The organism is Streptomyces sp. NPDC043738, assembly GCF_056436545.1.
Map to the genome: position 1 here is coordinate 275,337 of NZ_JBWKCJ010000001.1, position 12,438 is coordinate 287,774.

Consider the following 12,438-nt stretch of genomic DNA (forward strand, 5'->3'; position numbering starts at 1 on the left):
GCCGCCCGCAGTGTCCCTGACAAGGGTGGATGTGGCCGGCCCGATGGCGGCCGGGGGTGTCCGGCGATCATCCCCGGATCCGGCATGGCCCTGGCCACACCTGCCCCGGCACAAGCCGCCCGCCCCGTGACCAGCCCGCTCATAACCGGCACCGGATCGGATGCCCGGGCAGCTGACCAGTTGTTCATGCGCCACCCGATCCACCATGATGATCGCGGCAGGCGCAGCCGTCGGTCACTCGATCGTGCGGTGAATGCGCGGTGAACGGCCGCATCCGGCGATCCGATAACCTCTGCCGACGTGCCACCCGGCCCCTCCAGGCGTCAGGTGTGCCACGCCCGCTGCCCGGGTAGTTCGTATCGAATGCGGATCGATTGCGGACCGTCCGTGCTGCCTGTCAGCATCCAAGGAGTGAGTTCGTCTGTCGACCGCCATCCTCACCGGTCCGCCGGTTGCCGGGTCGCCGCTCGAAGCCGACCTGCGCACGCTGGGCTTTGACGTTCGCACCGCGGACGATCCCGCGTCCGCCGCCGAGCTGATCGCCGCCGTGCCCGCGCAGGAGCGGATCGCGGTCGTCGACCCCCGCTTCGTCGGCCATCTGCACGCCCTTCGGCTGGCGCTGACCGACCCCCGCTTCCAGGCCGCGGCGGTGCCCGGTGCGCTCACCGCCCAGCCCGGGGCCCGCCCCGCGCTGGCCCGCGCCCTCGGCCGGATCCCGGTCGGCGCCGGCACCGCACACCTCACCGACGTGCTCACCGAGACGCTCACCGAGTCCCTGGACCGTGAGGACGCCGGGCTGCACCGCGTGGAGCTGGGCAGCCTGGTCGCCACCGTCGCCCTCACCCCCGCACAGCGCGAGGAGGCGCGGGAGGCCGTCGCCGCCGTCGACGACGAGGCCGTCCGGCTGCGCACCGCGGTGAAGTCCCGCGACGGGTTCTTCACGACCTTCGGCATCAGCCCCTACTCCCGCTACCTCGCCCGCTGGTGCGCGCGCCGCGGCCTCACCCCCAACCAGGTCACCACCGCGTCCCTGCTCACCGCGCTGATAGCGGCCGGCTGCGCGGCCACCGGAACCCGCGGCGGCTTCGTCGCCGCCGGCGTCCTGCTGCTCTTCTCCTTCGTCCTGGACTGCACCGACGGGCAGCTCGCCCGTTACTCCCTGCAGTACTCGACGATGGGCGCCTGGCTGGACGCCACCTTCGACCGGGCCAAGGAGTACGCGTACTACGCGGGCCTCGCCCTGGGCGCCGCCCGCGGCGGCGACGACGTATGGGCGCTGGCGCTCGGCGCGATGGTGCTGCAGACCTGCCGCCACGTCGTGGACTTCTCCTTCAACGAGGCGAACCACGACGCCACCGCCAACACGAGCCCCACCGCCGCGCTCTCCGACAAGCTCGACAGCGTCGGCTGGACGGTGTGGGTGCGCCGGATGATCGTGCTGCCGATCGGTGAACGCTGGGCCATGATCGCGGTGCTCACCGCGCTCACCACCCCGCGCATCGTCTTCTACGCCCTGCTCGTCGGCTGCGCGCTGGCCGCGTGCTACACCACGGCCGGCCGGGTGCTGCGCTCCCTGACCCGGCGGGCCCGGCGCACCGACCGCGCCGCCCGGGCGCTGGCCGACCTCGCCGACTCCGGCCCGCTCGCCGAGCTGGTCGCCGGGGGCGCGCGGGGCCGCGGACGGGCCGGTTCCTACCTGGCCCCCGTTATGGCGTTTCTCTCGGCCGCGGTCCTGCTGGTCTGGGTGATCTTCGAGGACGACCCCGCGTCCTGGCTCACCGTCGGCGTCGCCGCCTGCTCCGCGCTGCTGGCCGGCGCGGCCGTGGCCCGCCCGCTCAAGGGCGCCCTCGACTGGCTCGTCCCGCCCTTCTTCCGGGCCGGTGAATACACCGCGATCCTGGTCCTGGCCGCCCGCTCGGACGACCCCGGAGCGCTGCCCGCGGCGTTCGGGCTGGTTGCGGCGGTCGCCTACCATCACTACGACACGGTCTACCGCATCCGCGGTGGCACCGGAGCCCCACCACGGTGGCTGGTCCGGGCGACCGGCGGTTCCGAGGGACGGATCCTCGTGATCACCGTCCTCGCCGCCGCGCTGTCCCCCTCAGGTTTCACAATCGCGCTGACGGCCCTCGCTGGTGCCCTGGCGCTGCTGGTGCTCATCGAGAGCATCCGCTTCTGGGTGTCCTCCCAAGCACCCGCCGTACACGATGAAGGAGAACCCGCATGATCGGCCTCGTGCTGGCTGCCGGCGCCGGACGGCGTCTGCGTCCCTACACCGACACCCTGCCCAAGGCTCTGGTGCCGGTCGACGGTGACACCACCATCCTGGACCTGACCCTCGGCAACTTCGCCGAGATCGGCCTGACCGAGGTCGCGATCATCGTCGGCTACCGCAAGGAGGCCGTGTACGAGCGCAAGGAGGCCCTGGAGCAGAAGTACGGCCTCAAGATCACCCTGATCGACAACGACAAGGCCGAGGAGTGGAACAACGCCTACTCCCTGTGGTGCGGCCGTGACTCGATCAAGCACACCGTGATCCTCGCCAACGGCGACACCGTGCACCCGGTCTCCGTCGAGAAGACCCTGCTCGCCGCCCGCGGCAACGGCCAGAAGATCATCCTCGCGCTGGACACCGTCAAGCAGCTCGCCGACGAGGAGATGAAGGTCGTCGTGGACCCCGACAAGGGCGTCCAGAAGATCACCAAGCTGATGGACCCGGCCGAGGCGACCGGCGAGTACATCGGCGTCACCCTCATCGAGGGCGAGGCCGCCGAGGAGCTGGCCGACGCCCTGAAGACCACCTTCGAGCGGGACCCCGACCTCTACTACGAGGACGGCTACCAGGAGCTGGTCAACCGCGGCTTCAAGGTGGACGTGGCTCCCATCGGCGACGTCAAGTGGGTCGAGATCGACAACCACGACGACCTGGCGAAGGGCCGTGACATCGCATGCCAGTACTGACCCGCCTCATTCCGTCCCCGGTCGTCGTCGACATCAACGCCGGCGCCCTGGACGACCTGGCGGGCCTGCTGGCCGATCAGCGCATCTCGGCGTCCGGCAAGCTCGCCATCGCCATCAGCGGCGGCTCGGGGGCGCGGCTGCGTGAGCGGCTGTCGCCCGCCCTGCCCGGCGCCGAGTGGTACGAGGTCGGCGGCGGCACCCTGGACGACGCGATCAAGCTCGCCGACGCCATGAAGAAGGGGCACTACGACGCGGTCGTGGGCCTCGGCGGCGGCAAGATCATCGACTGTGCCAAGTTCGCCGCGGCGCGGATCGGCCTGCCGCTGGTCGCCGTCGCGACGAACCTGTCGCACGACGGCCTGTGCTCGCCGGTCGCCACCCTCGACAACGACGCCGGCCGTGGCTCCTACGGTGTGCCGAACCCGATCGCCGTGGTGATCGACCTCGACATCATCCGTGAGGCCCCGGTCCGGTTCGTCCGCTCGGGCATCGGCGACGCGATCTCCAACATCTCCGCGGTCGCGGACTGGGAGCTCTCGCACCGCGAGACCGGCGAGGCGATCGACGGACTGGCCGCCGCCATGGCGCGCCAGGCCGGCGAGGCGGTGCTCCGGCACCCCGGCGGCGTCGGCGACGACGGCTTCCTCCAGGTGCTGGCCGAGGGCCTGGTCCTCACCGGCATCTCGATGTCGGTGGCCGGCGACAGCCGCCCGGCGTCCGGCGCCTGCCACGAGATCAACCACGCGCTCGACATCCTCTACCCCAAGCGCGCCGCGAGCCATGGCGAGCAGTGCGGCCTGGCCGCCGCCTTCGCCACGCATCTGCGCGGGGACCGGGAGACCCGGGACCTGATGGTCGAGGTGCTGCGCCGGCACGGCCTGCCGGTCACGCCCGGCGAGATCGGTTTCACCGACGAGGAGTTCGTCGCGGCCGTCGAGTACGCACCCAAGACCCGCCCCGGGCGCTACACCATCCTGGAGCACCTGGACCTGTCCACCGACCAGATCAGGGACGCTTACGCCGACTATGCAGAAGCCATCGGTAGCTGAGCTCCGCCCGGTCGTTCACCCCGCTGGGGTGAAGGACCGGCGGAGCGGCGAGCACTGGGCCGGCCGGCTCTACATGCGCGAGATCTCCTTGCGCATCGACCGGCACCTGGTGAACACCCGGGTCACGCCCAACCAGCTGACCTACCTGATGACCGTCTTCGGCGTCCTCGCCGCCCCGGCACTGCTGGTGCCGGGGATCGCGGGCGCCGTGCTCGGCGTGCTGATGGTCCAGCTCTACCTGCTGCTCGACTGCGTCGACGGCGAGATCGCCCGCTGGAAGAAGCAGTTCTCGCTCGGCGGGGTGTACCTGGACCGGGTCGGCGCCTACCTGTGCGACGCCGCGGTCCTGGTCGGCTTCGGCCTGCGCGCCGCCGACCTGTGGGGATCCGGGCGGATCGACTGGCTGTGGGCCTTCCTCGGCACGCTCGCCGCCCTCGGCGCCATCCTGATCAAGGCCGAGACCGACCTCGTCGGCGTGGCCCGTCACCAGGGCGGGCTGCCGCCGGTCAAGGAGTCGGCGTCCGAGCCGCGCTCCTCCGGCATGGCGCTGGCCCGCAAGGCGGCCGCGGCGCTGAAGTTCCACCGGCTCGTCCTCGGGGTCGAGGCGTCCCTGCTGATCCTGGTCCTGGCGATCCTGGACACGGTGCGGGGCGACCTGTTCTTCTCGCGGCTGGGCGTCGCCGTGCTCGCCGGCATCGCGCTCCTCCAGACGCTGCTCCACCTCGTGTCCATCCTCGCCTCCAGCAGGCTCAAGTGACGGGGGCGTCCCAGATGCGGGTCGGTGCGGTCGTCCTGACCATGGGCAACCGCCCCGAGGAGCTGCGCGCGCTGCTCGACTCGGTCGCCAAGCAGGACGGCGACCCGATCGAGATCGCGGTGGTCGGCAACGGTTCGCCGCTGCCCGAGCTCCCCGAGGGCGTACGGACCGTCGAGCTGCCGGAGAACGTCGGCATCCCGGCCGGCCGCAACGTCGGCATCGAGGCCTTCGGGCCCGGCGGCAGCGAGGTCGACATCCTGCTCTTCCTCGACGACGACGGGCTGCTGGCCAGGGAGGACACCGCCGCGCTGTGCCGCGAGGCGTTCGCCGCGGACCCCGGGCTCGGCATCATCAGCTTCCGGATCGCCGATCCGGACACCGGTGAGACCCAGCGCCGCCACGTACCGCGGCTGCGCGCCTCCGACCCGATGCGCTCCTCGCGGGTGACCACCTTCCTCGGTGGCGCCAACGCGGTGCGCACCCAGGTCTTCGAGGAGGTCGGCGGGCTGCCCGACGACTTCTTCTACGCCCATGAGGAGACCGACCTCGCCTGGCGGGCGCTGGACGCGGGCTGGATGATCGACTACCGGTCGGACATGGTCCTGTTCCACCCGACCACGGCCCCGGCCCGGCACGCGGTCTACCACCGGATGGTGGCCCGCAACCGGGTCTGGCTGGCCCGGCGCAACCTCCCCGCCCCGCTGGTTCCGGTCTATCTCGGTGTCTGGTTCCTGCTCACCCTCGCCCGCCGGCCGTCGCGACCGGCGCTGCGGGCGTGGCTGGGCGGCTTCAAGGAGGGCTGGGCCACCCCGTGCGGTCCCAGGCGTCCCATGAAGTGGGCTACCGTTTGGCGACTGACCCGACTGGGCCGCCCTCCCGTCATCTGACAAGCTCGTATCTGAGAGCATCAGCGCGAACCGGGGCGTGGCCCCGGCAGCGCACCTTGAGGACGAAAGTGTCAACTGTGAGCGAGACCACGCACGACAGTGCGGTCGCCATGAGTGCCCCGCCAGCTTCCGACGAAGGGCTGACCCCTGCCCAGCGGGCCCAGAAGTACGGGCTCTCCCAGAGCGGTGCCCGGCCCAGCCTCCCGGAGTACGTCCGGCAGCTGTGGCACCGGCGGCACTTCATCTCCGCCTTCGCCAGCGCCAAGCTGACCGCGCAGTACAGCCAGGCCAAGCTGGGCCAGGTCTGGCAGGTGGCCACGCCACTGCTGAACGCGCTCGTCTACTACTTGATCTTCGGCCTGCTGATCGGCACGAGGAAGGGCGTCCCCGACTTCGTGCCGTTCCTGGTCACCGGCGTCTTCATCTTCACCTTCACCCAGAGCTCGGTGATGGCCGGTACGCGGGCGATCTCGGGCAACCTGGGGCTGGTGCGGGCGCTGCACTTCCCGCGCGCCTGCCTGCCGATCTCGTTCTGCCTGATGCAGTTGCAGCAGCTGCTGTTCTCCATGGGCGTGCTGGTCCTCATCCTGCTGGGCTTCGGGCAGCTGCCGACCTGGTCGTGGCTGCTGGTGATCCCGGCGCTGGCGCTGCAGTTCCTCTTCAACACCGGCCTGGCCATGGTCATGGCGCGGCTGGGCTCGAAGACCCCGGACCTGGCGCAGCTGATGCCGTTCATCATGCGGACGTGGATGTACGCGTCCGGCGTGATGTTCAGCATCGACCTGATCCTCAAGGGCAAGGACGTCCCCGCGTTCGTCGAGGTCCTGCTCAACGCCAACCCGGCGGCCATCTACATCGACCTGATGCGTTTCGCGCTGATCGACAGCTTCACGGCGGACAAGCTGCCCCCGCACGTGTGGGCGTTCGCGGGCGGCTGGGCGCTGCTGATGGGCGTCGTCGGCTTTGTGTACTTCTGGAAGGCTGAGGAGCGGTACGGACGTGGCTGAGCAGAAGAACGGCGTCCAGCCGACCGAGGCCGCCGAGGCCCGTGTCCCGACGGTGATCGCGGACGATCTGCACATCGTCTACCGGGTCTACGGCACCGGCGCGGGCAAGGGCAGCGCCACCGCGGCCCTGAACCGGATCGTGCGCCGCAAGCCCTCGACCGGTGTGCGCGAGGTGCACGCGGTCAAGGGCGTGTCCTTCACCGCCTACCGCGGCGAGTCCATCGGCCTGATCGGCTCCAACGGATCCGGCAAGTCCACCCTGCTCAAGGCGGTCGCCGGTCTGCTGCCCGCCGAGCGCGGCCGGGTCTACACCCACGGCCAGCCCTCGCTGCTGGGCGTCAACGCGGCCCTGATGAACGACCTGACCGGTGAGCGGAACGTCATCCTCGGCGGTCTGGCGATGGGCATGTCCCGCGAGCAGATCCGCGAGCGCTACGACGGCATCGTCGACTTCTCCGGCATCAACGAGAAGGGCGACTTCATCTCCCTGCCGATGCGCACCTACTCCTCCGGTATGGCCGCCCGGCTGCGGTTCTCCATCGCCGCCGCCAAGGACCACGACGTGCTGATGATCGACGAGGCCCTGGCCACCGGCGACCGCAGCTTCCAAAAGCGGTCCGAGGCCCGCATCCGCGAACTGCGCAAGGAAGCCGGCACGGTCTTCCTGGTCAGCCACAACAACAAGTCCATCCGCGACACCTGCGACCGCGTCCTGTGGCTGGAGCGCGGCGAGCTGCTGATGGACGGCCCCACGGACGAGGTCATCAAGGCCTACGAGAAGGAGACGGGCAAGTAGCCCCACTCGCACCGGAAGGCCTCCGCGAGTCCGCCTCGCGGGGGCCTTCGACGGTTGGCGGCGGCCAACTCCGCCGGTGCCGGGAACAGTTCGTACGGACCGGCCGTGGACCGGATCGCCGCCCGGAGCCTCGGTACCCGCCCGGACCTGCACGAGAGGCACGGCGTAAGCTGTACGGGTACCGAATGGCATAAGTGGTACAAGTCGGGCGAAGCGCACCCAAAAGGGTGATGGGGGCTCGATGGGGGCGCGTCGCCGGGTGCGGCGTGTCCGAAATAGGATGTTTTAGCTTGGCGGTGTAGAACGGGAGACGTGACGGCAATGGCTACTGGTTCGCTCCGGCACCGAAATGCGCCGGGCAGCCCCCGGTGAGCCGAGACAACGAGCGGGCGCGTCGCGCCTTCGTCGGAAGGGTGGCGACGGGTGACGGGCGGGACCAGACGCGCACCGTGCTCGACCAGGCCGCACACGAGAACTTCCCGGTCGCGCCGTTCTTCCTGCCCCGCGTCTGGCGGGCCGACCTGATGGCCGTCTACGGCTTCGCCCGGCTCGTCGACGACATCGGCGACGGTGACCTCGCGCCCGGCGGCGGCGACGCCGTACTCCTCGGGCTCGACCGTGCCCAGTACGACGACCGGCCCGCGCTGCTGGACGCCCTGGAGGCGGATCTGCACCGCGTCTTCAGCGACCGCGCACCCGGCCCCAAGCACCCGCTGATGCGCCGCCTCGGCCCGACCGTCCGCCGCTGCGAGCTGACCCCGGAGCCCTTCCTCGGCCTGATCGAGGCCAACCGCCAGGACCAGCGGGTGAGCCGCTACGCCACCTACGACGACCTGGTGGCCTACTGCGAGCTGTCCGCCAACCCCGTCGGCCGGCTCGTCCTCGGCATCACCGGCACGTCGAGCCCCGAGCGGATCCGCCGCTCCGACGCGGTCTGCACCGCCCTGCAGATCGTCGAACACATCCAGGACGTGGCCGAGGACCTTGGGCGCGACCGCGTCTACCTCCCCGCCGAGGACATGAAACGTTTCGGCGTCACAGAGGCCGATCTGGCCACCCCGAGCGGGGGCGCATCGGTGCGCGCACTGATCGCCTATGAAGCCGAACGCGCCCGTGACCTGCTGAATGAAGGCACCGCGCTGGTGGGTAGCGTCCACGGCAGACTCAAGCTGCTGCTGGCCGGTTTCGTCGCCGGCGGACGCGCCGCCCTCCAGGCGGTGGCGGCCGCCGAACACGACGTACTCCCTGGACCGCCCAAGCCGACCAAGCTCAGCCTGATGCGCGAGCTGGCGGCCGTACTGCGAAGAGAGGGGTGAGCCGGACCGTGGAGGCAACCGCACACGCGTCCGCGCCGGTGCTCGCTGCGTACCGCTACTGCGAGGCCGTCACCGGGCAGCAGGCGCGCAACTTCGCCTACGGCATCCGGCTGCTGCCGACCGACAGGCGGCAGGCCATGTCGGCGCTCTACGCCTTCTCCCGCCGGGTCGACGACATCGGCGACGGCAATCTGGAGACCACCGCCAAGCAGCAACGCCTGGAGGACACCCGGGCGCTGCTGGCCCGCATCAAGAACGGCCTGGTGGACGAGGACGACACCGACCCGGTCGCCGTCGCGCTCGCCGACGCCGCCGCGCGCTTCCCCATCCCGCTCGACGCGCTGGACGAGCTGATCGACGGTGTGCTGGCCGATGTGCGCGGCGAGACCTACGAGACCTGGGAGGACCTCAGGGTCTACTGCCGCTGTGTCGCCGGTGCCATCGGCCGGCTCTCGCTCGGCGTGTTCGGCACGGTGCCGGGCGCACCGGACGCCGAGCGCGCCCCCGAGTACGCCGACACCCTCGGCCTCGCCCTCCAACTGACCAACATCCTCAGGGACGTTCGCGAGGACGCCGGCAACGGCCGTACGTACCTGCCCGCCGAGGACCTCGCCAAGTTCGGCTGCTCGGCCGGCTTCGCGAGTCCGGTCCCGCCGCCCGGCTCCGACTTCGCCGGCCTGGTGCACTTCGAGGTGAAGCGGGCCCGCGCGCTGTTCGCCGAGGGCTTCCGGCTGCTGCCGATGCTCGACCGGCGCAGCGGCGCCTGCGTGGCCGCGATGGCCGGCATCTACCACCGTCTGCTCACCCGGATCGCCGCCGACCCCGAGGCGGTGCTGCGCGGCCGGGTCTCGCTGCCCGGCCGGGAGAAGGCCTTCGTCGCGGTGCGCGGGCTGTCCGGGCTCGACGCGCGGGCGATCGGCCGCCGGCAGGCCGTCCGGAGGCGTGGATGATGTGCCGGGCCGCGAACGACAGCGGTGACCCCGCGCCAGCGGGGCGGGCAACCCTCTCCGAGACGGCTGCGTCCATCACACACGTATGGGGGGAGGGCACATGACATCGCACGCCACCGCCGCGGTCGTCATCGGGGGCGGCCTCGCGGGCACGACCGCGGCGCTCGCGCTGGCCGACGCGGGGCTGCGGGTCACCCTCGTCGAGGGCCGGCCCCGCCTGGGCGGCCTGGTCTTCTCCTTCCGCCGCGACGGCGCCGCCGGCGAGCTGAGCGTCGACAACGGCCAGCACGTCTACCTCCGCTGCTGCACCGCGTACAGCGGGCTGCTGGAGCGGATCGGTGCCGCGGATCTGGTGCCCCTGCAGGACCGCATGGACGTACCGGTCCTGGACGCCGACCGGATGCGGCTCGGCCGGCTGCGCCGCACCGCCCTGCCCGTCCCGCTGCACCTCGCCAAGAGCCTCGCGGGCTACTCGCACCTGTCCCCGGCGGAGCGTGCCGGCGTCGTCCGCGCCACCCTCGCGCTCAAGGGCCTCGACCCCGCCGACCCGGCGCTGGACGGCGTCGACTTCGGCAGCTGGCTGCGCCGGTACGGCCAGTCGCCGCGCGCCGTCGAGGCGCTGTGGGACCTGGTCGGCATCGCCACCCTCAACGCCCGTGCCGCCGACGTCTCGATGGGCCTGGCCGCCAAGGTCTTCAAGACCGGGCTGCTGTCCGCCCCGGGCGCCGCCGACATCGGCTGGTCCCGCGTCCCGCTCGGCGACGTCCACGACGGCCTCGCCCGCAAGGCCCTGGAGAAGGCCGGGGTGCGCATCGCCCTGCGCACCCGCGCCGGGGCCCTGGCGCGTACGGACGACGGCTGGCGGGTCTCGGTGGACAACGGCCCGCACGGCAGCGAGCAGCTCACCGCCGGCACCGTCGTCCTCGCCGTACCGCAGCGCGAGACCCATGCCCTGCTGCCCGACGGAGCGTTGCCCGGCAGGGACCGCCTGCTGGACATCGGCACCGCTCCGATCCTCAACCTCCATGTGGTCTACGACCGCAAGGTGCTGCGCCGCCCCTTCTTCGCCGCGGTCGGCTCCCCGGTCCAGTGGGTCTTCGACCGTACCGAGGCCTCCGGGCTGCACGAGCTTCCGGACGGGGCCGGCTGCCAGTACCTGGCCGTCTCGCAGTCCGCGGCGCAGGAGGAGATCGACCAGCCGGTCGCCAAGCTCCGCGCCCGCTACCTGCCCGAACTGGAGCGGCTGCTGCCCGCCGCCCGGGGCGCCAGGATCCGCGACTTCTTCGTCACCCGCGAGCGCACCGCGACCTTCGCGCCCGCGCCGGGCGTCGGCAGGCTCCGCCCCGCCGCCCGCACCCAAGCCCCCGGCCTGTACCTGGCCGGTGCGTGGACCGCCACCGGGTGGCCCGCGACCATGGAAAGCGCTGTCCGCAGCGGCACCGCCGCCGCCCGCGAAGCACTCACCGAACTTGGCTTCCCCCAGGGCCAGTTGCCTCAGGAGGCGGCATGACCACGAGTACCAGCGCTCCCACGAGCACGAGCATCGGAAACAGAGGAGAAACCGTGAATCCGGCTTCCCCAGCTATCGACACCGAGAGCGTCACCGCGCTGCTGGAGCGCGGACGGACGCTCGCCACTCCCGTGCTGCGTGCCGCCGTGGACCGGCTCGCTCCTCCCATGGACACCGTCGCCGCCTACCACTTCGGCTGGATCGACGCCGAGGGCAAGCCCAGTTCCGGGGACAGCGGCAAGGCGGTGCGGCCCGCGCTGGCCCTGCTGTCGGCCGAGGCCGCGGGCGCGGCCCCCGAGGTCGGCATCCCCGGTGCGGTCGCCGTCGAGCTGGTGCACAACTTCTCGCTGCTGCACGACGACCTCATGGACGGCGACGAGCAGCGCCGGCACCGCGACACGGTGTGGAAGGTGCACGGCCCCGCTCAGGCGATCCTCGTCGGCGACGCGCTGTTCGCCCTCGCCAACGAAATACTGCTGGAGCTCGGCACGGTCGACGCCGGCCGCGCCACCCGGCGGCTCACCCTGGCCACCCGCAAGCTGATCGACGGCCAGGCGCAGGACATCTCCTACGAGCACCGCGAGCGGGTCACCGTCGAGGAGTGCCTGGAGATGGAGGGCAACAAGACCGGTGCGCTGCTGGCCTGCGCCGTCTCCATCGGTGCGGTCCTCGGCGGCGCCGACGACCGCACCGCGGACACCCTGGAGAAGTACGGCTACCACCTCGGCCTCGCCTTCCAGGCCGTCGACGACGTGCTCGGCATCTGGGGCGACCCGGACGCCACCGGCAAGCGGCCCTGGAGCGATCTGCGCCAGCGCAAGAAGTCGCTGCCGGTCGTCGCCGCGCTCGCGGCCGGCGGCCCGGCCTCCGAGCGGCTGGCCCAGATCCTGGCGGCCGACGCCCAGAAGAGCGAGACCGAGATCGCCGACTTCACCGAGGAGGAGTTCGCCTCCCGCGCGGCCCTCATCGAGGAGGCCGGCGGCCGCGAGTGGACCTCCCAGGAGGCCCGCCGCCAGCACGCCACCGCGATCGCCGCGCTGGACGAGATCGAGATGCCGGAAAAGGTGCGCGCACAGCTCGTCGCACTCGCGGACTTCGTCGTTGTACGAGAGAGATGATCACGCACCGACACCGAATAGATCGCAGTCGCCGGCCGGCGCCAGCCGGGCGCCGGCCGACGGAATCCCTGAGCACGCTTTGACAGT

At 71.6% G+C, this 12,438-nt stretch carries 11 protein-coding genes; all 11 read left to right on the forward strand.

The features are described 5' to 3' along the window. Positions 1-421 precede the first annotated feature (421 nt). The 11 genes from AC0680_RS01235 to AC0680_RS01285 all read left to right on the forward strand — a co-directional run bounded on the left by AC0680_RS01235 (position 422) and on the right by AC0680_RS01285 (position 12,351). Entirely contained in the window at positions 422-2,227 is a 1,806-nt protein-coding gene (locus tag AC0680_RS01235; RefSeq protein WP_478624459.1) for a DUF5941 domain-containing protein, read from the forward strand. Beyond that, positions 2,224-2,961 carry a phosphocholine cytidylyltransferase family protein gene (locus AC0680_RS01240; RefSeq protein ID WP_384492486.1) on the forward strand — a complete coding sequence of 246 codons (738 nt, stop codon included), beginning with the start codon at positions 2,224-2,226 and terminating at the stop codon, positions 2,959-2,961. Before AC0680_RS01235 ends, AC0680_RS01240 begins: the two co-directional genes overlap by 4 nt. Beyond that, positions 2,949-4,010, forward strand: coding sequence for an iron-containing alcohol dehydrogenase family protein (locus AC0680_RS01245; RefSeq protein WP_430976240.1), 1,062 nt, complete (start codon positions 2,949-2,951; stop codon positions 4,008-4,010). The genes AC0680_RS01240 and AC0680_RS01245 overlap by 13 nt, the downstream gene beginning before the upstream one ends. Beyond that, positions 3,988-4,767 (forward strand): CDP-alcohol phosphatidyltransferase family protein, encoded by a 780-nt coding sequence (locus tag AC0680_RS01250; RefSeq protein WP_478623858.1) that lies wholly within the window; start codon positions 3,988-3,990, stop codon positions 4,765-4,767. Before AC0680_RS01245 ends, AC0680_RS01250 begins: the two co-directional genes overlap by 23 nt. A 14-nt stretch (positions 4,768-4,781) precedes the next feature. After that, a complete protein-coding gene (locus tag AC0680_RS01255; RefSeq protein ID WP_468975338.1) occupies positions 4,782-5,654 on the forward strand; it encodes a glycosyltransferase family 2 protein in 873 nt (290 codons plus the stop codon). 77 nt (positions 5,655-5,731) lie between these two features. Continuing rightward, positions 5,732-6,661 carry an ABC transporter permease gene (locus AC0680_RS01260; protein ID WP_478623861.1) on the forward strand — a complete coding sequence of 310 codons (930 nt, stop codon included), beginning with the start codon at positions 5,732-5,734 and terminating at the stop codon, positions 6,659-6,661. Then, positions 6,654-7,457: an ABC transporter ATP-binding protein gene (locus tag AC0680_RS01265; RefSeq protein ID WP_478623864.1), complete on the forward strand. Its 804-nt coding sequence runs from the start codon at positions 6,654-6,656 to the stop codon at positions 7,455-7,457. The genes AC0680_RS01260 and AC0680_RS01265 overlap by 8 nt, the downstream gene beginning before the upstream one ends. Positions 7,458-7,906: 449 nt before the next feature. Continuing rightward, positions 7,907-8,773, forward strand: coding sequence for a squalene synthase HpnC (gene hpnC / locus AC0680_RS01270; RefSeq protein ID WP_478624461.1), 867 nt, complete (start codon positions 7,907-7,909; stop codon positions 8,771-8,773). Beyond that, entirely contained in the window at positions 8,770-9,723 is a 954-nt protein-coding gene (gene hpnD / locus AC0680_RS01275) for a presqualene diphosphate synthase HpnD (protein ID WP_478623867.1), read from the forward strand. The genes hpnC and hpnD overlap by 4 nt, the downstream gene beginning before the upstream one ends. A gap of 100 nt (positions 9,724-9,823) precedes the next feature. Next, a complete protein-coding gene (gene hpnE / locus AC0680_RS01280) occupies positions 9,824-11,233 on the forward strand; it encodes a hydroxysqualene dehydroxylase HpnE (protein ID WP_478623870.1) in 1,410 nt (469 codons plus the stop codon). A gap of 53 nt (positions 11,234-11,286) precedes the next feature. After that, on the forward strand, positions 11,287-12,351 hold the full coding sequence (locus AC0680_RS01285) for a polyprenyl synthetase family protein (protein ID WP_384429674.1): 1,065 nt from the start codon (positions 11,287-11,289) through the stop codon (positions 12,349-12,351). Positions 12,352-12,438: the final 87 nt, after the last annotated feature.